General features: G+C 61.8%; 18 protein-coding genes and 1 pseudogene. 11 read left to right on the top strand and 8 right to left on the bottom strand.

Annotated features, from left to right (window positions below):
• Positions 1-55 precede the first annotated feature (55 nt).
• Complete coding sequence (locus H0W47_RS04760) at positions 56-871, top strand: crotonase/enoyl-CoA hydratase family protein (RefSeq protein WP_296921378.1); 816 nt, start codon at positions 56-58, stop codon at positions 869-871.
• A gap of 15 nt (positions 872-886) precedes the next feature.
• On the opposite strand, the gene H0W47_RS04755 is transcribed toward H0W47_RS04760, so the two are convergent.
• The 6 genes and pseudogenes from H0W47_RS04755 to ilvA all read right to left on the bottom strand — a co-directional run bounded on the left by H0W47_RS04755 (position 887) and on the right by ilvA (position 6,397).
• The gene (locus tag H0W47_RS04755) at positions 887-1,855 is read right to left on the bottom strand and encodes a 5'-nucleotidase (protein WP_296921376.1); all 969 of its coding nucleotides are present in this window, start codon (positions 1,853-1,855) and stop codon (positions 887-889) included.
• A 2-nt stretch (positions 1,856-1,857) separates the two neighbouring features.
• Positions 1,858-2,424, bottom strand: coding sequence for a histidine phosphatase family protein (locus H0W47_RS04750; protein ID WP_296921374.1), 567 nt, complete (start codon positions 2,422-2,424; stop codon positions 1,858-1,860).
• Positions 2,421-3,266 (bottom strand): adenosylcobinamide-GDP ribazoletransferase, encoded by an 846-nt coding sequence (locus H0W47_RS04745; protein ID WP_296921371.1) that lies wholly within the window; start codon positions 3,264-3,266, stop codon positions 2,421-2,423. The genes H0W47_RS04750 and H0W47_RS04745 overlap by 4 nt, the downstream gene beginning before the upstream one ends.
• Positions 3,267-3,534: 268 nt before the next feature.
• Positions 3,535-4,578: pseudogene (gene cobT / locus H0W47_RS04740) on the bottom strand (nicotinate-nucleotide--dimethylbenzimidazole phosphoribosyltransferase); the annotation flags it as partial.
• Complete coding sequence (locus tag H0W47_RS04735) at positions 4,541-4,771, bottom strand: cysteine-rich CWC family protein (protein WP_296921369.1); 231 nt, start codon at positions 4,769-4,771, stop codon at positions 4,541-4,543. The pseudogene cobT and the gene H0W47_RS04735, both read right to left, overlap by 38 nt.
• A gap of 12 nt (positions 4,772-4,783) precedes the next feature.
• Positions 4,784-6,397 carry a threonine ammonia-lyase, biosynthetic gene (ilvA, locus tag H0W47_RS04730; RefSeq protein ID WP_296921367.1) on the bottom strand — a complete coding sequence of 538 codons (1,614 nt, stop codon included), beginning with the start codon at positions 6,395-6,397 and terminating at the stop codon, positions 4,784-4,786.
• Between the two features lie 241 nt (positions 6,398-6,638).
• On the opposite strand from ilvA, the gene H0W47_RS04725 reads away from it, so the two are divergent.
• The gene (locus H0W47_RS04725; protein ID WP_296921365.1) at positions 6,639-7,106 is read left to right on the top strand and encodes an OsmC family protein; all 468 of its coding nucleotides are present in this window, start codon (positions 6,639-6,641) and stop codon (positions 7,104-7,106) included.
• Between the two features lie 68 nt (positions 7,107-7,174).
• On the opposite strand, the gene coq7 is transcribed toward H0W47_RS04725, so the two are convergent.
• Both coq7 and H0W47_RS18625 read right to left on the bottom strand, forming a co-directional pair.
• On the bottom strand, positions 7,175-7,792 hold the full coding sequence (gene coq7 / locus H0W47_RS04720) for a 2-polyprenyl-3-methyl-6-methoxy-1,4-benzoquinone monooxygenase (RefSeq protein ID WP_296921401.1): 618 nt from the start codon (positions 7,790-7,792) through the stop codon (positions 7,175-7,177).
• Entirely contained in the window at positions 7,767-8,123 is a 357-nt protein-coding gene (locus H0W47_RS18625) for a type II toxin-antitoxin system Phd/YefM family antitoxin (RefSeq protein ID WP_367265083.1), read from the bottom strand. Before H0W47_RS18625 ends, coq7 begins: the two co-directional genes overlap by 26 nt.
• A gap of 310 nt (positions 8,124-8,433) precedes the next feature.
• Here H0W47_RS18625 and H0W47_RS04715 point away from each other — a divergent pair, with 310 nt between their 5' ends.
• The 9 genes from H0W47_RS04715 to H0W47_RS04675 all read left to right on the top strand — a co-directional run bounded on the left by H0W47_RS04715 (position 8,434) and on the right by H0W47_RS04675 (position 19,392).
• Positions 8,434-9,771, top strand: a complete 1,338-nt coding sequence (locus H0W47_RS04715) for a porin (RefSeq protein WP_296921363.1) — start codon at positions 8,434-8,436, stop codon at positions 9,769-9,771.
• Positions 9,772-9,874: 103 nt separating this feature from the next.
• Positions 9,875-10,675 carry a DUF3047 domain-containing protein gene (locus tag H0W47_RS04710; protein WP_296921361.1) on the top strand — a complete coding sequence of 267 codons (801 nt, stop codon included), beginning with the start codon at positions 9,875-9,877 and terminating at the stop codon, positions 10,673-10,675.
• A 136-nt stretch (positions 10,676-10,811) separates the two neighbouring features.
• Complete coding sequence (locus tag H0W47_RS04705) at positions 10,812-12,347, top strand: ABC transporter substrate-binding protein (protein WP_296921399.1); 1,536 nt, start codon at positions 10,812-10,814, stop codon at positions 12,345-12,347.
• Positions 12,348-12,489: 142 nt separating this feature from the next.
• Positions 12,490-13,470 (top strand): ABC transporter permease, encoded by a 981-nt coding sequence (locus H0W47_RS04700; RefSeq protein WP_296921359.1) that lies wholly within the window; start codon positions 12,490-12,492, stop codon positions 13,468-13,470.
• Positions 13,470-14,702 carry a M20 aminoacylase family protein gene (locus H0W47_RS04695; RefSeq protein ID WP_296921357.1) on the top strand — a complete coding sequence of 411 codons (1,233 nt, stop codon included), beginning with the start codon at positions 13,470-13,472 and terminating at the stop codon, positions 14,700-14,702. The genes H0W47_RS04700 and H0W47_RS04695 overlap by 1 nt, the downstream gene beginning before the upstream one ends.
• 32 nt (positions 14,703-14,734) lie before the next feature.
• On the top strand, positions 14,735-16,318 hold the full coding sequence (locus H0W47_RS04690) for an ABC transporter substrate-binding protein (RefSeq protein WP_296921355.1): 1,584 nt from the start codon (positions 14,735-14,737) through the stop codon (positions 16,316-16,318).
• A 7-nt stretch (positions 16,319-16,325) separates the two neighbouring features.
• Entirely contained in the window at positions 16,326-17,237 is a 912-nt protein-coding gene (locus H0W47_RS04685) for an ABC transporter permease (protein ID WP_296921352.1), read from the top strand.
• Between the two features lie 179 nt (positions 17,238-17,416).
• On the top strand, positions 17,417-18,394 hold the full coding sequence (locus H0W47_RS04680; protein ID WP_296921350.1) for an ABC transporter ATP-binding protein: 978 nt from the start codon (positions 17,417-17,419) through the stop codon (positions 18,392-18,394).
• Entirely contained in the window at positions 18,391-19,392 is a 1,002-nt protein-coding gene (locus tag H0W47_RS04675; protein WP_296921348.1) for an ABC transporter ATP-binding protein, read from the top strand. The genes H0W47_RS04680 and H0W47_RS04675 overlap by 4 nt, the downstream gene beginning before the upstream one ends.
• Positions 19,393-19,470: the final 78 nt, after the last annotated feature.

The raw sequence follows: 19,470 nt of genomic DNA, 5'->3' as shown, positions 1-19,470 counted from the left end.
GCAGGCTGTCGCGTCGGTGAACCGCTGTGTGAGGTAGCAGCGCTAGGATGGTTCCATGAACATCTCTCCATCCCTCCCGGCCGCCGAGGGAAGCATTGATTGCACCGTGCAAGGCCCCTTGCTGCTGATCGCCATCAACCGACCGGCCAAACGCAATGGCTTCACGCCGAAGATGTTCCGCGAACTGGGCGAGGCCTACACCCGGCTGGACGATGATCCGGCGCTGCGCGTGGGCGTGTTGCACGCGCTGGGCGCCCATTTCACCGCCGGGCTGGACCTGCCGACGATTGCGCCGCTGATGCAGCGCGGTGAAAAGGCGGTGCCGCTGGGTCTGGTCGACCCGCTCAACCTTGGCATGGACGGTTACCGGCGCCGCAGCAAACCCATGGTGGTCGCGGTGCAGGGCATCACGTACACCCTGGGCATCGAGCTGATGCTGGCCGCCGACATCGTGGTGGCCGCGGATGACTGCCGCTTCTCACAGCTGGAAGTCAAGCGCGGCATCATGGCGACCGGCGGTGCGACCCTGCGCATGGCCGAACGTGCCGGTCTGGGCAATGCATTGCTGCATTTGCTGACCGGCGACGAGTTCGGCAGCACCGAAGCCCTGCGGCTGAACTTCGTGCAAAAAGTGGTGCCCGCCGCGCAGCTGCTGGACGAAGCCTTGCGCATTGCCGAAGCGATCGCCGCGCAGGCGCCGCTGGCCGTTGTGTCGACGCGAAAAAATGCACTCAAGGCGGTGGAGCAAGGCCCGCTGGTCGCCATGCAGGATTTCATCACGGTGCAGCAAGGCCTGTCGCGCAGCGAAGACGCCGCCGAAGGTGTGCGCTCGTTTGTCGAGAAGCGGCCGGCGAAGTTTCAGGGGCGCTAAAGCCGCAGCCCGGCTTTAGGACAACTGATTCGACACGCCGCTGACCACATGGCCCGAGGGCACATGCTGCGAGGCCGAATCGACATGGCCAGTCTGGTCGTCGAAGAAGAAGTCGGGTTCGAACTCGCGCAAAAACTCGCCCTTGGGCAGGCCGCCCAGAAACATCGCTTCATCGACCTCGATGTTCCAGTCCATCAGCGTGCGGATCGCGCGCTCATGCGCCGGCGCGCTGCGCGCCGTGACCAGCGCGGTGCGTATGCGCATGCGCGAGGTGCCGACACTCTGCAAGCGGTGCAGCGCTTCCAGCAACGGTTTGAAGGGCCCGGCCAGCAGCGGCTGCGCGGCCTTGTCGCGTTCATGCGCCTGGAAGGCAGACAGGCCCTGCGCCTGGAAGACACGTTCTGCCTCGTCCGAAAAAATCACCGCGTCGCCGTCGAAGGCGATGCGCACCTCGTTCGGGTGTTTGTCGCTGGCATGGGCTGATTGTGGGTAGACCTGCGCGGCCGGCACGCCGGCCGCCAGCGCGTCACGCACGTCGCTCAGGTGGGCCGACAAAAACAGGTTGGCGTGCAGCGGCTTGAGGTAACGCCAGGGCGCCTCGCCGCGGTTGAAGGTGCCGCGCTGGATGTTCAGGCCGTAGTGCTGGGCCGAGCGGAACACCCGCATGCCCGAGACCGGGTCGTTGCGCGACAAGATGACGACCTCGACGCGCTGCGCCAGTTTTGCGGCAGGGGAAGCGTCGTCCAGGGCATCAGGGGCTTCGTTAAAGGCCAGCAACTTCTTGACCAGCGAAAAGGCCACGCCGGGCTTTGCTGGTACGTCGAGCCGGTCCAGCTGCAGCTGCATGTAGGCCGCGTCTTTTTTGGCGCCCGGTGCGGGCGGCTGCCCCATGCCGTCCTCGAAGACGCGGTTTTCTTCTTCAAAGTCGAACAGCGCGCGCGAAGAAATCGCCACCACCAGTTGTCCGTCCAGAGTTGCTGCCATGGTTACCTTGAGGAGGGTTTGTTCACCGATAGCTCGAGTGTGCGCCATTGGCCGCAGGCTGTGGCCTCCAGCGGCCACTGGTCGGCGCGGTCGACCTCGCGGATGCCGCGCGCCAGCAACTGCGCTGCGCGGATGATGCCCGCATGCGTGATCCACACGGCGTCGGCCTCGCCCAGTTCGTCGAAGGCCTGCCCCACACGCTGCATCACTGCGCGCACGGTCTCGCCATGTCCGCCCACGGCATGGCCGGCGAAATCGGCGGTCCAGGCATCGAACTCGCTCTGGGCAATCGCGTCCCAATGCCTGCCTTCCCAGCTGCCGAAGTTCATCTCGCGCAGCCTGGCATCACTTTCAACAGCCAAATCGGGCCGCAGCCCTTGTAGTACCTGCGCAAGCTGCTCACATCTTTGTAGCGGGGAGCTGCTGACCCGCAGGCCGCGCGGCAGCACGTCAGCCAAAGCTGCGGCGCACGCGCGGGTTGCGTCATCGTCGGCCGGCACATCCAGCGCGCCATAGCAACTTCCGGGCGCCAGCAGCACCGGCGCGTGGCGCACCAGCCAGAGTTTCATGACAACCCGACGGCCAGGCCAAGGTAGAAAGCGATTTCGCAAACCTGTTGGGTGGCGCCCAGGCCATCGCCAGTGAAACCGCCCAGGCGGCGCGTGAACAGCCGGCCCATCCACAGCAAGGCAATCACGGCAAAGCTGCATGCCGCTATCAAAGCGATAGCATTCAGCGCATAACTGGCGAGGGCCAGGGCCACAAAACACCATAAAAATGCAGCGCCCAGGCTGCCCAGCGTGATCTGGTCCGCCAGTGGTTTGGATTTTGAGCTTGCGGTGTCGCCCACATGTGGCAACACGCGGATCAGCAGCAAGGGCAGGCCGCGCGAGACCACGTGGGCGGCCAGCAATGCGGCGGGCACCAGCCAGGGGTCCAGTTCAAATGCCACGGGGTCGCTGTCCCGCACCCCGGTTTCGAGTGAACCGAGCAAGGCGATCAGCGCCAGCTTGCAGCCCAGGGCCAACGTCAGCGCCAGCGCGCCGAAAGCGCCGACGCGTGAGTCCTTCATGATTTCCAGCGCGCGCGGCGCATCGCTGCTGCCGCCCAAGCCATCGCTGACATCAGCCAGGCCGTCTTCATGGAAAGCGCCGGTCAGCAGCACTGTGGCGACGGTGGACAGCGCCGCAGCAACCAGGGGCGTGAACAAGCTCGGCGGCAGCACCGCCACCAGCAAGGCATATACGCCCGCAGCGACGGTGCCAGCCAGCCAGCCGATGCCGGGAAAATGCGCAGCGCTGGCGCGCAGCATGGCCGGGCTGTAGCCCACCCATTCGGCCAAGCGCCCGGTGACAGGAATCCGGGTGAAAAACTGTACGGCGAGCAGGAAATGGCGGATGAACTGCAACATGTTTGCAACGTCAGGTTTCGCCGCCGGGCCGCCCCAAGGCGAAATGCGCCCCCTCGGGGGGCAGCGAAGTACACGCAGTGACAAGCGTGGGGGCCAAGGTTTCGCCGCCGGGCCGCCCCAAGGCGAAATGCGCCCCCTCGGGGGGCAGCGAAGTACACGCAGTGACAAGCGTGGGGGCCAAGGTTTCGCCGCCGGGCCGCCCCAAGGCGAAATGCGTCCCCTCGGGGGGCAGCGAAGTACACGCAGTGACAAGCGTGGGGGCCTCGGCTTTTCCGCTAACCCCGGCCGAATCAAAACTCGCCATTTCTGCCAGAAACAGCGACGCCGACTGCAGTAGCGGCCAGGCCAGCAGTGCGCCCGTGCCTTCACCGAGCCGCATGTCCAGATCCAGCAGCGGTGCAGCCTGCAGGTACGCCAGCAGCAGGTGGTGGCCGCGTTCTGCCGAACGGTGGCAAAACACCAGGTAGTCCTTCGCGGCCGGCTGCAGGGCACAGGCCACCAGCGCGGCAGCGCCGGCGATAAAACCATCAACCAGCACCACGCGGCGTTCGCTCGCCGCCTGCAGCATGGCGCCCGTCATCATGGCGATCTCAAAGCCGCCGAGCGAGGCCAACACGGCCAGCGGTTCGTGCACATCGGCATGTCGTGCCAACGCCCGCTTGAGCACCACTTGCTTGTGCGCCAGTTGGATATCGTCCAGACCGGTACCGCGTCCGACCACCTCTGATACCGGCAGTCCCGCCAACCGGGCCAACAGCAGCGCGGCGGGCGAGGTGTTGGCGATGCCCATCTCGCCAAAGGCGACCACATTACCGGGCAAATCCTTCACCACCGCCATGCCGGTGTGTAGCGCCTGCACTGCTTGCGCCATCGACATCGCGGGGCTTTCGCAAATATTGGCCGTGCCTGGGGCGACTTTGCGCTGCAGCAGTTGCGGGTGCGCAGCCAATTCCCCGGCCACCCCGGCGTCCACCACCTGCAGCTCAAAACCGTGCTGGCGCGCAAACACATTGATGGCGGCGCCGCCGGCCAGCATGTTGCCGACCATTTGCAGCGTGACCGCCTGCGGGAACGCCGACACGCCTTCGCTGGCAATGCCGTGGTCAGCGGCGAAGACCACCATCTGCGGCGACTGGAAGGTGATGGCCTCGCTACGCTGGATCAGGCCGAGCTGCAGCGCCAGGGTTTCGAGCCGGCCCAGTGCGCCCAGGGGTTTTGTTTTGTTATCGATGCGCTGCTGCAGCCGTGCCGCCAGCGCGGCGTTGGCAGTCGGTTCAATCGCTGGCAGGTGAAGGCTTGTGTTGTCGTTCATCGGTGATTTGCTGGAGGCAGGCGGGGCAAAAGCAGGAGGCTTGTGGTGTCCCTGCTGGGGAAGGTGTGGTGGACGGGACCGGCATGATGTGGGGCAGCCTGACGCACCAGCATTCGGCGTCCCCGCTGACCATGCCACAGCGAAAACTTGCGCCGCAGCGTGGGCAGACTGAATTGGACGGCGCAGCAGTCATGGATTGCTGGCCTCAGGCCTGTAGGAACAGCCGATAAACCGGGTTGTCGGTCTCTTCCACGTGCGGGTAGCCCAGGGTGTCCAGAAAGGCCTTGAAAGCCTTGTTGTCGGCCTTGGGCACCTGCAAGCCGACCAGGATGCGGCCATAGTCCGCGCCCTGGTTGCGGTAGTGGAACAAGCTGATGTTCCAGCCGGGCTGCATGGTGGACAAAAATTTCATCAGTGCGCCCGGACGCTCGGGAAAAACAAAACGCAGCAGGCGTTCGTTTTTCGACAGCGCGGTGTGGCCGCCGACCATGTGGCGGATATGTTCCTTGGCCAGGTCGTCGTGCGTCAGGTCCAGTGCCTTGAAGCCGTGTTTACTGAAGTTGTTGGCGATCTTCAGGCTCTCGCCTTTGCCATGTGTGGTCAGCCCGACAAACACATGGGCCTGGCTGGCGTCGCTGATGCGGTAGTTGAACTCGGTCACGCTGCGCGGGCCACCCGGCAATTCGCCGATCAGCTCGCAAAAGCGGCGGAAGCTGCCGCGCTCTTCGGGAATCGTCACCGCAAACAGGGCTTCCCGCTCTTCGCCGACCTCGGCCCGCTCGGCAACAAAACGCAGGCGGTCGAAGTTCATATTCGCGCCGCACAGAATGGCGGCGTAGGTCTCGCCTTTGGTTTTGTGGGTAGCCGCGTACTGCTTGATGGCCGCCACACTCATGGCGCCTGAAGGCTCGACGATGCTGCGCGTGTCAATGAAGACATCCTTGATGGCGGCGCAGACGGCGTCGGTGTCCACTGTGATGAATTCATCAACGAGCTCGCGGCTGATGCGGAAGGTTTCCTCACCGACCAGCTTGACCGCCGTGCCGTCGGCAAACAGGCCCACGTCAGGCAATGTCACCCGCTTGCCTGCGCCTACGGACAGGGCCATGGCGTTGGAATCGTTCATCTGCACGCCAATGACTTTGACCTCGGGCCGCACCGCCTTGATGTAATTGGCCACGCCAGAGATCAGGCCGCCGCCGCCTATGGCCACAAACACCGCATCGAGCGAGCCTTTGCCAATGGTCTGGATCTGCCGCAGGATTTCCATGGCGATGGTGCCCTGGCCGGCGATCACGTCGGGGTCGTCAAAGGGGTGCACAAAGGTCAGCCCGTTTTTTTTCTCCAGCGCGACCGCGTGCAGATGGGCATCGGAATAACTGTCACCGTGCAGGATCACCTCACCGCCCAGCGCGCGAACGGCATCGACCTTGACCTGCGGTGTGGTGACCGGCATCACGATCACCGCACGCGTGCCGAGTTTGTGCGCGCCCAGCGCGACCCCCTGCGCATGGTTGCCGGCGGAGGCGCAAATCACGCCCTTCTTCAGCTGGGCCGCGCTCAGGTGCGCCATCTTGTTGTACGCGCCGCGCAGCTTGAAGCTGAACACCGGTTGCTGGTCTTCCCGCTTGAGCAACACCGTGTTGTGCAGACGCCGGCTGAGGTTTTTGGCCGGCTCCAGCGCGGACTCGACAGCCACGTCATAAACGCGTGCAGTGAGAATTTTTTTCAGGTAATCAGCGGGCTGCAGCGCGCGCGCGGGTACAGGCCGGGAGGTCCCTGGCTTGGAGGGTGGGGCGGGTTTTGAAGAGGCGGGCATGTGTCTTTCTCGCAGCCCGACATCATAGTGGGCAAGAAAAAAGGCCCAGACCTTGCGGTCTGGGCCTGTAAATCCACCCTTTCAGGGATGGAGGAGACAAGCGGTGGCATGAAACAAGGCTGCGTTCATGCGATGATTTCAGTATAGCGGAGGCATGTTGCACTGCAATATGATTTGTTGCGAATAATAAACAAAACCTCTTTTTTTCGACAGTATTTCTGCTTGGAAGGGCGCGCAATTTATGGAATGCACGGTGAGCTGGACAGGCGCCAAGGAGGCCGCTGGAAACAGTACTTCTGGCTCGGCGATGAGTTTTCTGGCCACGACAGGCAGCGGCCATACATTGGTGATGGACGGCGCGCCTGACGCCGCCAAGCCGGAAAACGGCGGCGCCAACCTGGCGCCGCGACCCATGGAGACGGTGCTGGCAGGTACCGGGGGCTGTACCGCCTACGACGTGGTGCTGATCCTCAAACGGGGCCGTCACGACGTGCGTGGCTGCACGGTCAAGCTGACGTCAGAGCGCGCTGACACAGACCCCAAGGTGTTCACCAAAATTCATATGCATTTTGTGGTCACCGGCAAAAACCTGGCGGCCAGTGCGGTGGAGCGCGCCATCGCCATGAGCCACGACAAATACTGCTCAGCCACCATCATGCTCGGCAAAACGGCAGACATCACTACCAGCTTCGAGCTTGTGGACGTCTGATTTTTTTGCAGATGAAGATTGGCCGCTTGCCCTTGTGGGTAAAGCGCAAGACGCTATAAAAACAATAGCTAAATGTAATGGGCGGTGGTCGTCATGACCTTGGCTGCGCTGCGCATCAAGGCCTTCACGGGTGCAGGCAGGGCCAGTGCTCCGGCGCCCTCTGCTTCCACCGCGTGACGTGCTTCGTCGTCTTTCATTTGCGCCACGATGGCGCGAGATGCGTGGTCCCCCTCGGGCAAACGTTCGAGATGACTGACCAGGTGCGCTTCAACCTGCCGCTCGGTTTCCACCACAAACCCCAGGCTCACCCGGTCGCCCAGCCTTCCCGCCAGCAAACCCATCCCGAAGGCGCCCGCATACCAAAGCGGATTAAGCAGGGAAGGCCGTGCGCCCAGTTCGTCCAGGCGCTCGCGTGTCCAGGCCAGGTGGTCACCTTCTTCCTTGCTGGCTTCCAGAAACTGCTGGCGCAACACGGGGTTGCGCGTGCTCAGGGCCTGCGAGGCGTAAAGCGCTTGCGCGCACACCTCGCCAACGTGGTTGACACGCATCAGGGCACCGGCCAGCGCCTTGTCTGAAGCGCTCAACGCCGTGATTTCCCCCGCAAGGGTCGGGCAACTTCGGCTGGCGCGTGGTTTTGCAAAAAGGGTGCGCAGCGCGCCGTCAGCGATCTTGAGCAGGGCGTCCATGGTGTTCTGTTTCAGGTGTTTGATGGCTTGCTGATGAGGGGTGGTTTGCGGCAGTAGCTGCAGCTGAAAGTTTATCCACCCGGGCTTCAAGCCGAAGGAGGCGTTCGTCAAGGGTCGTGCCCTGTGCGGGTAGGGGCCCAGCTGGCAGGGCCTTGTCTGAAGGGCTATTTCTGTAGCGGGCGTCGGGGTTGCTGTCTGGGGAGGAGGGCAGCAGCCGCGCAACTTCGTGCCCCCTGCGCGTGATGCAGAAGGTTTCCCCGCGCTCGACAGCCGCAATCAGGCGGGAGAAATTCTGATTGGCGTCGCGCAGGGAGATGTTCTGTTGTTTCATTGCAGCGTCGGAGCGACAAGGGTGGAAAACGAGGCGAAAAGGGCTGCTTCATTGTGTCAAACAAGCCCCTTGATTGATGTACTACAAATTGTAGTACAAAGAGCTGGTCTCTGAGAGGCTCAGTGACCCGAAAGCGCCCGGGAAAGTGAAAAGGAATTTGTTGCAGGGGTGCAACGGAAATACATTTATCGGGCTAATTCCTTTGCGAAAGCAGCCGGCCTCTGGTGCAATACACACAACTTCCTAAATGGAGGTTGGCCCGGGGATCCAAAATCCTGGAGCCCTATGTTTAACCTTGGAGAAACTCGCAATGAAAAAATCCCTAGTCGCTTTGGCTGCACTGGCCGTTATTGGCGCAGCTTCTGCACAATCTTCTGTGACCATGTACGGTGCTGTTGAGCCTACCGTTGACTTTGGTTACAAGAACAGAACCAACACAATGACGCAAACCTTCACGCCTACAGGCGCGTTGGCCAGCACAACGATGGCTAGCACCGAGTACAAGCCTGGTTTCCGTGTCAATGACGGTAACGACCAAGGTACCGGCACTTCGCGTATCGGCTGGTTGGGTACGGAAGATCTGGGCGGCGGTCTGAAAGCCAAGTTCCAGCTGGAAATGGGTCTGCGCGTTGATGACGGTTGCGTGACCAACGGCTCTGGCAATGTTTGCTCCTCCGGCGCTTCCGGTGGCAACCTGTTCGGCCGTAACGCATGGCTCGGTATCCAGGGTGGCCTGGGTGAAGTTCGCCTCGGTCGTCAAGTTCTGGGCTCTTTCGGCGTGCAAGCCAAGAGCTGGGCAGGCGGTTCGAGCAATGGTTTGTATGAGCCAGGTGCGCTTGTGTCCCCTCTGATGGGCGGCGTGCGTTTCTCCAACGCCGTCAAGTACCTGTCCCCCAACATGGGTGGTTTCCAGGCGACCGTGACTCTGGCTGCGCCTGAAATTGCTGGCAATACCAACACTTCCACCACTGCTGCCTTCGCTCCTGGTGTGATCCCTGTTACAGCTACGACTAATGCCAAAGCCAAGACCGGACTCGATCTGGCGCTTGAGTACGGCAATGGTCCTCTGTACGTTGGTTTTGGTTACAACCGTGGTGGTAACAACTCTGACTCGAACAACGGTGTGGCTGGCGCTGGGAATTCCTTGGTCAATGCCGGCGCACGTAGCAAGCAGTACACCCTGGGTGCGGCTTTTGACTTCGGCGTGGTCAAGCCTTTCATCAACCACACACGTGCGCGTGTTGATGGTTCCAACGTCACCACCCCTGGTGCTGGTGTAGCTACTGCCGGCTTCACCGATGGTCGTGAAAAAGCAACAACCATCGGTCTGCGCGCTCCTATCGGCGCTGCCACGCTGATCACTTCGTACGGCGTCTCGAAGACGACGGCAGGTAGCCGCACAGCAAATGGTGCGGTCAATACTGCTGTCTCTAACCTCGACGGTAAAGAGAAAGCGGCCCAGATCGGTGTTCAGTACCCACTGTCCAAGCGCACTCTGCTGGAAGCCAACATTGGCCGTTTCAAGAATGACACCACCACACGCGGTTCATCGTTCGCTGCTGTGACCGGCGCTCTGACTGGCACGTCCGTGACTACCTTCAACCAGAAGGTCAGCGCTGTCAACTTCGGTATCAAGCACTCCTTCTAATTGGCAGCTGGCCCAGGTCAGCTTCTATGAAGAAAGTCAAAAAGCCGCCTTCGGGCGGCTTTTTTTATGGAAATTGCAGATTGTTCGCTGCTCGGAGAAATAGATGAAGAAACCTGCGTGGACAGGAATAAAGAGTGCGGTGGCGCTGGTTGTGATGCTGCAACTGCTTGCCTGTGGTTCCATCAAGCCGTCGCCGGTAGAAATGGCGCCGGAAGAGTTTGTGAGCGCCACCCCATGGGCTGCCGCGGCCTTGAGCAGTGAATCAGCAGCCGTGTCTGCGCCTGTCCCGGTGTGGAAGCATCATTCTTTACCGGGTAAGCGGCCTAACCAGTTTCGTTATGTACGCAAGGATGGCCGCGATGCAATGGCTGCCACTTCCCGGTCTTCTGCAAGCATGCTGCGGAAGGTGATCCGCATCGAGCCAGGAGAGTTGGATGCGGTGCGGTTTTCCTGGAAAGTTCCTGAATTGATAGCTCAGGCCGATATGGCTTTGCGTGAAGCAGATGATTCGCCGGTCCGCGTCGTGTTGATGTTCGAGGGTGACCGGAGCACTTTTTCCGCCAAAAATGCCATGCTTTCCGAGATGGCGCGTGCCCTGACCGGGGAAGAGCTTCCTTACGCGACCCTGATGTATGTGTGGTGCAACACGCGGCCTGCCGGTTCGGTGATGCTTAATGCCCGTACCGACCGCATACGAAAGCTGGTGGTGGAGTCCGGCACCAGCCGGCTCCAGCAGTGGGTGGATTACGAGCGCAACATCCGTGCGGACTATGAAAAAGTATTCGGCGAAGCCCCCGGAGCGCTTGTGGGCATCGCCATCATGACTGACAGCGACAACACCCGCAGCACGGCCCAGGCCTGGTACGGACCTGTCACCTTGGGGACAGCCGGGCGTCACAAGTAGTTACTTGGCGACGTTTGTGAAGGAAAACCCCTGCAAACGACCCGGCCCGCTTATTGCATAGTAGTGGTCTTTCAATCGATGAGGAGTTTTCATGAAATTCAAACAGCTTGCTTGGGTCTCTGCCACCCTAGCGGTGATGGCGACTGCCCCGGTGCTGCACGCCAAGCCGTTCAAATGGTCCAGCGCCAGCGATATCCCTACACTGGACATCCATTCCCAGAACAATGCCCTGGGTAACGGCGTGCACGCCGCGATTTACGACGCACTGGTCTACTACAACAGCCAGACCTTCAAGCCCGAAGGGCAACTGGCGACGGCCTGGCGCGAAATCTCGCCAACGCAAATGCGCTTCACCCTGCGCTCGGGCGTGAAATTCAGCGACGGCACGCCGTTAACGGCCGACGACGTGGTGTATTCCATCACCCGGGCCATGGCCAAGACCTCGAACTACGCCGTCTACACCCAGGGCATCGACCGCGTGGTGAAGGTCAACGACAACACCGTCGACTTCATCATGAAGGGCTCCAATCCTGTGTTGCTCAACCAACTCACCGAGTTGCGCATCATGAGCAAGGCCTGGGCCGAGAAAAACAAGTCTGTTGAGCCGAAAGACATTCGCGCCAAGGACGAAACCTTCGCGCACCGCAACGCCATGGGCACTGGCCCCTACATGGTCAAGGAGTGGCAGCCTGACCAGAAGCTGGTGATGGTGAAGAACCCGAACTACTGGGGCACCGTCCCGACGAACGTGACCGAGATCATTTACACCCCGATCAAGTCCGAAGCTACGCGCGTGGCTGCGCTTCTGTCCGGAGAAGTCGACTTTGTGCTGGACCCGAGCCCGCAGGACTTGGCGCGTCTGCGCAGCAATGCCAACCTCAAGGTCATCGACGGCATCGAAAATCGGACCATCTTCTTTGGAATGGACCAGTTCAGGGATGAACTACCTGGCTCCAATGTCAAGGGCAAGAACCCGCTGAAAGACCAGCGGGTGCGCATGGCGCTGTACCAGGCCATCGACATCAACAGCATTGTCCGCGTGACCCTGCGCGGCCTGGGCCAGGCGACCGGGACTCTGGTGGCGCCGCAGGTCAATGGCTGGACCGAGGCGGTGCACAAGCGGTTCCCGTTTGATCCGGAAGCATCCAAAAAGCTGCTGGCTGACGCCGGTTATCCGCAGGGTTTCGAGGTGGATTTTGCCTGCCCGAACAACCGCTACATCAATGACGAGGAAATCTGCCAGGCGGTAACCGCCATGTGGTCGCGTATCGGCGTCAAGGCCAAGCTGCGTACGATGCCGCTGGTGACCTACTTCCCGATGATCCAGCGCTACGAAGCCAGCATCTACATGCTGGGCTGGGGCGTGCCGACCTTTGACGCGCTGTACAGCCTGCAGTCTCTGACACGCAGCGTGGGCACGGGCGGCGACGGCAACTACAACGTCGGCCGTTACAGCAACCCGCGCATGGACATCGTGGTGGACCGCGTCAAGACCGAGACCGATCTGCCGGTGCGCAACCGCTTCCTGACCGAGGGCCTGCAACTGAGCAATGACACCGTGTCGCACCTGCCACTGCACAATCAGATCATCCCTTGGGCGATGAAGAAAAACATTGAGGTGACACACCGCGCCGACAACCGTCTGGACTGGCGCCTGATCAAGGTCAACTGATCGCGGCGGCTGAGCAAGGTCCCAAGAGCCCCCCCGGGGCTCTTTTTTTGCCGGTGATAATTTTCTTTAAACCTAAAGTAAACCCGATGTCGGCAGGCAGTTTGCTCTGCTAGCATCGGCTCTCGACTAAAAATCCCATTCGATGCTCGCATTCATTCTCCGTCGCCTGTTCCAGGCAGTGATCGTGATGATCACAGTCGCCTTCCTGGCTTTCATGCTGTTCCAGTACGTGGGCGATCCGGTGGTGTTCTTGCTGGGTCAGGATGCGCAGCCCGACCAGATTCGCCAGCTCCGCGCCGACTTGGGCTTGGACAAGCCCTTTTTCGTGCAGTTTGGCCATTTTCTGTTCAATGCCGTGCAGGGTGAGTTTGGCCTGAGCCTGCGCCAGGGCGCGAAGGTGTCGCGCTTGATTGCCGAGCGCTTTCCCGCGACGCTTGAACTGGCGCTGGTGGCGGCCCTGCTGGCACTGGTGATCGGCGTGCCCATGGGGGTCTACGCAGCCTTGCGGCGCGGCACGTTTTTCAGCCAGGTGCTGATGACGGTGTCGTTGTTGGGCGTGTCGCTGCCGACTTTTCTGATCGGTATTTTGTTGATTCTGGTTTTTGCGGTGGGCCTGGGCTGGTTCCCCAGCTTTGGCCGTGGTGAGGTGACGCACATAGGCGGGTGGACGACCGGCTTGCTCAGCGCCAAAGGCTGGCACCACATCGTGCTGCCGGCCGTGACGCTGGCTATTTTTCAGCTCACCCTGATCATGCGGCTGGTTCGCGCCGAGATGCTGGAGGTGCTGCGCACCGACTACATCAAGTTCGCGCGTGCCCGTGGCTTGTCCAATCGCGCCATTCATTTCGGTCACGCGCTGAAGAACACGCTGGTTCCGGTGATGACCATCACCGGCCTGCAGCTCGGTGGCCTGATCGCTTTCGCCATCATCACCGAGACCGTGTTCCAGTGGCCGGGCATGGGCCTGCTGTTCATCCAGGCCGTGACCTTTGCCGATATTCCGGTGATGGCCGCCTACCTGTGCCTGATTGCGCTGATCTTCGTGGTCATCAATCTGGTGGTGGACCTGCTTTATTTTGCCGTTGATCCCCGCCTGCGCGCGAGCAACGCCGGGGGGCACTGATGCTGGCTCCGCGCCCCGCGCCGACGCTCAGGGCCAACGGCCGCGTGTTCGCCCAGATTGCCCAATTCCATCCGGAACTGACGGCCTTTCGCCGCGACCTGCATGCCCATCCCGAGCTTGGTTTTGAAGAGGTTTATACAGGCACGCGCGTGCGGGAGGCGCTGGAGCGCTGTGGTGTCGACGAGATCCACACGGGCATCGGCAAGACCGGCCTGGTGGCCGTCATCCGAGGCCGGCAAAGCAAGAGCGGCCGCATGATCGGCCTGCGTGCCGACATGGATGCGCTGCCAATGACCGAACACAACGAGTTCGCCTGGAAGTCCTCCAAGGTCGGTCTGATGCACGGCTGCGGCCACGACGGCCACACCACCATGCTTGTCGGTGCCGCGCGTTATCTGGCAGCCACACGCAATTTCGACGGCACGGCAGTGCTGATTTTCCAGCCCGGTGAAGAGGGTTTTGCCGGCGCACGCATCATGATCGAGGACGGCCTGTTTGACCGCTTTCCGGTGCAGGCGGTGTACGGCATGCACAACTGGCCGTCCATGCGGCCGGGCACCATTGGTATCCGGCCCGGCCCGATGATGGCTGCGGCAGACCGTGTCACCATCGACATCACCGGGCGCGGCGGCCATGGGGCGCATGCCTACATGACGGTGGACCCGGTCGTGGTGTCGGCGCACATCATCACGGCGATCCAGAGCATCGTGTCGCGCAACGCCAATCCGATAGACAGCGCGGTGGTCAGCATTTGTGCCATGCACGCCGGCGACATGGGCGCCTTCAGCGTGGTGCCTGGCAAAGCCTCACTGGTGGGCACGGTGCGCACCTTCAGCCCCGACGTGCAGGACATGGTGGAGCGCCGCCTCAGCGAACTGTGCGGTGCCGTGGCGCTGGGTTTCGGCGCCTCGGCGGCAGTGCACTACGAACGTATTTACCCGGCCACCATCAACTCTTACGATGAGGCCATGTTTGCCGCCGATGTGGCCGAGGGACTGGTCGGTGCCGACCATGTCGTGCGCGACATGGCGCCCAGCATGGGCGCGGAGGATTTTTCCTTCATGCTGCAGGTCAAGCCAGGTGCCTACCTGCGCATCGGGCAGGGTGCCGAAAATGGCGTCGGCAGCTGCTTCCTGCACAACTCCCGCTACGACTTCAATGATGACATCCTGCCGCTGGGCGCCGCATTGCATGCTGGCTTGGTGGAGCAGTCCATGCCTTTAACCGTGTAGTCCCAAGACATTTCCACCAACAGGAGAATCCCATGAGTTTCAAGAGAAAAACGAGCCTGGCCCTTATCGGTTCTGCGCTGGCAGCTACCAGTTTTGTAGCATCTGCAGTGACGCTGCGGGTCGGCAACCAGGGGGATGCCCTGTCGCTGGATCCGCATTCGCTCAATGAATCGCTGCAGCTGACGGTGGTGGGCAACATCTATGAGCCGCTGGTCACGCGCGACCGCAACTACAAACTGGCGCCTTCGCTGGCCACCGACTGGAAGCAGACCTCGCCGACGGTCTGGCGCTTCAATCTGCGCAAGGGCGTGCAGTTCCATGACGGAACCCCCTTCACCGCCGACGATGTGATCTTCAGCTACGAGCGTGCCAAAGGTGATGGCTCGGACATGAAAAGTTATGTCGGCCAGATCAAGGAAATCAGAAAAATCGACGACCACACCCTTGATTTCGTCTTGAACAACCCCTTTCCCATCCTGCCTGAGTTGTTTACGCAGTGGCACATGATGAGCAAGAAGTGGTCCGAGGCCAACCAGGCGACCAAGCCGGTGGACCGCCGCAAGGGCATTGAAAACGCGGCCTCTTTCCGCGCCAACGGCACGGGACCGTTCCGGGTGCGTGAGCGCCAGCCCAATGTGCGTACCACCTTCGCGCGCAACGGCAACTACTGGGGAAAGATTGACGGCAATGTCGAGGAAGTCATTTTCAACGTGATTGGCAACGACAGCACCCGCGTCGCCGCGCTGCTGTCCGGCGAGATCGACGTGATGGAGCCGGTGCCGGTGCAGGACGTGCCGCGCATCAAGGCGACGCCCAACCTGCAGGTATTCCAGGGCCCGGAGCTGCGGATTATTTTTCTGGGCATGGACCAGAAACGTGATGAACTGCTGTTCTCCAGCGTCAAGGGCAAAAATCCCTTCAAGGACAAACGTGTTCGCCAGGCTTTCTACCAGGCTATCGACATCGAGGCGATCAAGAACCGTGTGATGCGCGGCGCATCCACGCCTGTGGCCACGCTGCTGGCGCCCGAAATCCGGGGTTATGCGCCCGAGCTGGCCAAACGCCTGCCGTTTGACCTTGAAGCCGCCAAGAAGCTGATGGCCGACGCCGGCTATGGTGCGGGTTTCGAGCTCAAGATGAACTGCCCGAATGACCGCTATGTGAACGACGGCGAGATTTGCCAGGCGGTTGCCGCCAACCTCTCGCGTATTGGTGTCAAGATCAACCTTGAGGCTGAAACCAAGGGCACGTATTTTCCGAAGGTCCTGCGCCGCGACACCAGCTTCTACATGCTGGGCTGGACGCCGAGCACGGTGGACGCGCACAACGTGCTTTATCCCATCATGTCGACACCGGGTGAAGGTGGCCGCGGCCAGTTCAACCTCGGGGCCTACAGCAACGCACGTGTTGACGAGCTGACCAACCTGGTCGCTTCAGAGACTGACGACAAGAAACGCACGGAGCTGATCCGCGAGGCGCTGAAGATCCACCAGGACGAGGTCGGCCATTTGCCGCTGCACCAGCAGGCCATCAACTGGGCGGCCAAAAAGAACATCGAGCTGGTGCAATGGCCTGACAACGGCATGCCCTGGAAATTCGTCAAACTGAACAAGTAATCCCTCGATGACAAGCGCGCTTTTCCGATTCTGGGACAGCGACGTCGGCTACAGCTTTCGCACCTCCCCGGTGGCGATGGCTGCGGCCGCAGTCGCCCTGATCTGTATTTTTTGTTCGGTGTTTGCGGGTTTTGTTGCCCCGCACAACCCGTTTGACCTGGCGACACTGGAACTCAGTGACGCGCGTTTGCCCCCGGCCTGGTCGGAAGGGGGTTCTTCCAAATACCTGCTGGGTACGGATGACCAGGGCCGCGATATTCTTTCCGCGTTGATGTACGGTGCCCGCATATCGCTGGCCGTTGGTTTTGCGTCCGTGGTGTTGTCGGTGCTGTTCGGCGTGGGGCTGGGCCTGCTGGCCGGGTTTTACGGCGGCTGGATCGACTCGGCCCTGATGCGGCTATGCGACGTGATGTTGTCATTCCCCGCCATTCTGGTGGCGCTGCTGATTGCCGGTGTCGGTCGCGCGCTGTTTCCCAATGCGCAGGATTCGCTGGCGCTGGGCGTGCTGATCATCTCCATCACCTTGACCGGCTGGGTCCAGTACGCACGTACCGTGCGCGGCTCGACGCTGGTGGAGCGCAGCAAGGAGTATGTGCAGGCGGCGCGCGTCACAGGCGTGGCGCCGCTGCGCATCATGCGCCGCCATGTGCTCCCGAATGTGATGGGGCCGGTGCTGGTACTGGCGACCATCCAGGTGGCCACGGCCATCATTACCGAAGCAACACTTTCCTTTCTGGGCGTGGGCGCGCCGCCGACTTCACCGTCGCTGGGTACGCTGATCCGCATCGGCAACGACTACCTGTTCTCCGGCGAGTGGTGGATCACGGTATTCCCCGGCGTCATGCTGGTCACGATTTCGCTGAGCGTCAATTTGCTGGGCGACTGGCTGCGTGATGCACTTAATCCGAGGTTACGGTGACACCCCCGAAGCGGCCTTCGGCCGCCTCGAACCCCCGCCAGAGCCGGTGGCTCTTCGGAGCCGTCCAAGCCTGCACAGGCAGGCTTGTGGAGCCGCGGTCCTCAGCCCCTCCAGGGGGCGCCACCTGTGGCCCGGCAAAGCCGGTTCCACTGTGGCCGCTTGAATTTAGTGAGTAGTGAATGAGCCTTTTACAAGTCCAAAACCTGATCGTCGAATTTCCCGGCCGGCGCGGCACGCTGCGCGCGCTGGACGACATTTCCTTTGACATTGCGCCCGGTGAAATCCTCGGCGTGGTTGGTGAATCCGGCGCCGGCAAGTCGCTGACCGGTGCGGCCATCATCGGCCTGCTGGAGCCGCCCGGCCGCATAGGCGGTGGGCAGGTCCTGCTTGAAGGCCAGCGCATCGACAACCTGCCTTATGAGCAGATGCGCCACATTCGCGGCCGCAAGATTGGCGCCATCTTCCAAGACCCGCTGACCTCGCTGAACCCACTGTACTCCGTGGGTCGCCAGCTGATTGAAACCATCCTGGCGCACCTGCCGGTGAGCCAGGCAGAGGCGCGGCAGCGCGCGATTTCGCTGCTGCAGGACACCGGCATTCCGGCGGCCGAACAGCGCATCGACCATTTTCCGCACCAGTTCTCCGGCGGCATGCGCCAGCGGGTGGTGATTGCCCTGGCGCTGGCCGCCGAGCCCAAGTTGATCGTCGCCGATGAGCCGACCACCGCGCTGGACGTGTCGATTCAGGCGCAGATCATCATGTTGCTCAAGACCATCTGCAAGAAGCGCGGCGCTGCCGTGATGCTGATCACCCATGACATGGGCGTGATCGCCGAAACCTGCGACCGCGTGGCTGTACTGTATGCCGGACGGGTTGCCGAGATTGGCCCGGTGCATGAGGTCATCAACCATCCATCCCATCCCTACACGGCCGGTCTGATGGCAGCGATTCCGGACATCACGCTGGACCGTGAGCGGCTCAACCAGATCGACGGCGCCATGCCGCGTCTCAATGCGATTCCGCCCGGCTGTGCCTACAATCCGCGCTGCCCCCAGGTGTTTGAGCGCTGCCGACAGGAAAGACCCGACCTGCTGACCGCAGGCGCCACCCGCGCTGCTTGCTGGCTGCACGACGTTCCCGTGGGAGTATCCGCATGAGCAGCGCTGGACCTCTGGTTCAGGCACATGACCTGGCCAAGACTTTTGATGTGTCGCCGCCCTGGCTCAACCGGGTGCTGGAAGGCAAACCGCGGCAGATGCTCAATGCCGTCGACGGTGTGAGTTTCGAGATCGAAAAAGGCAAAACCCTGGCACTGGTCGGCGAGTCCGGCTGCGGCAAGAGCACGGTGGCCAAGCTGCTGGTGGGGCTGTACAACCCGACCCGTGGCGGTCTCACCTTCGACGGCCAGGATGCGCATGCGGCTTTCAAGACGCCGCAGGGCCGCAAGTTGCGCAGCCGCATCCAGATGATCTTCCAGGATCCCTACGCCAGCCTGAACCCGCGCTGGATTGTCGAGGACGTCGTCGGCGAGCCGCTGCGCGAGCACGGGCTGATCACCGATGGGGCCGAGCTCAAGAACAAGGTCGGGGAGTTGCTCAAATCGGTTGGCCTGTCACCACTGGACATGGTGAAGTACCCGCACCAGTTTTCCGGCGGCCAGCGCCAGCGCATCTCGATTGCCCGCGCGCTGGCGACCCAGCCGGAGTTTCTGGTTTGCGATGAGCCGACCTCTGCGCTTGACGTCAGTGTGCAGGCGCAGGTCCTCAACATCATGAAGGACCTGCAGCGCGAACGCGGCCTGACCTATCTGTTTATCTCGCACAACCTCGCGGTGGTGCGCCACGTCAGCGACCAGGTCGGCGTGATGTACCTGGGCCGCCTGGTCGAGCTGGCAGACAAGCAAACGCTGTTTGCCGCGCCGCGCCATCCCTACACACGCATGCTGCTGGACGCGATCCCGAAGATGCACGACATCGGGCGCGACCGCACGCCGGTGCAGGGCGAAGTGCCCAACCCGTTGAATCCGCCGACCGGTTGCACCTTCCACCCGCGCTGCCCACACGTCAACGACCGCTGCCGCGCCGAACGTCCGCAATTGCTGAGCATCCAGGGCGTGAAGATCGCCTGCCATGCGGTGGAAGAGGGCCGGATCTAGCGCTACTATTTTTGTAGCTGGTGGCCCTTGCTGGACGGGGGCTGGAGGCCAATTCCTGTTCGTAAATCGAGCGCACGT

This window comes from Polaromonas sp. (assembly GCF_013817205.1).
GTDB lineage: Bacteria > Pseudomonadota > Gammaproteobacteria > Burkholderiales > Burkholderiaceae_C > Polaromonas.
This window is presented reverse-complemented; position numbering and strand designations above follow the sequence as displayed.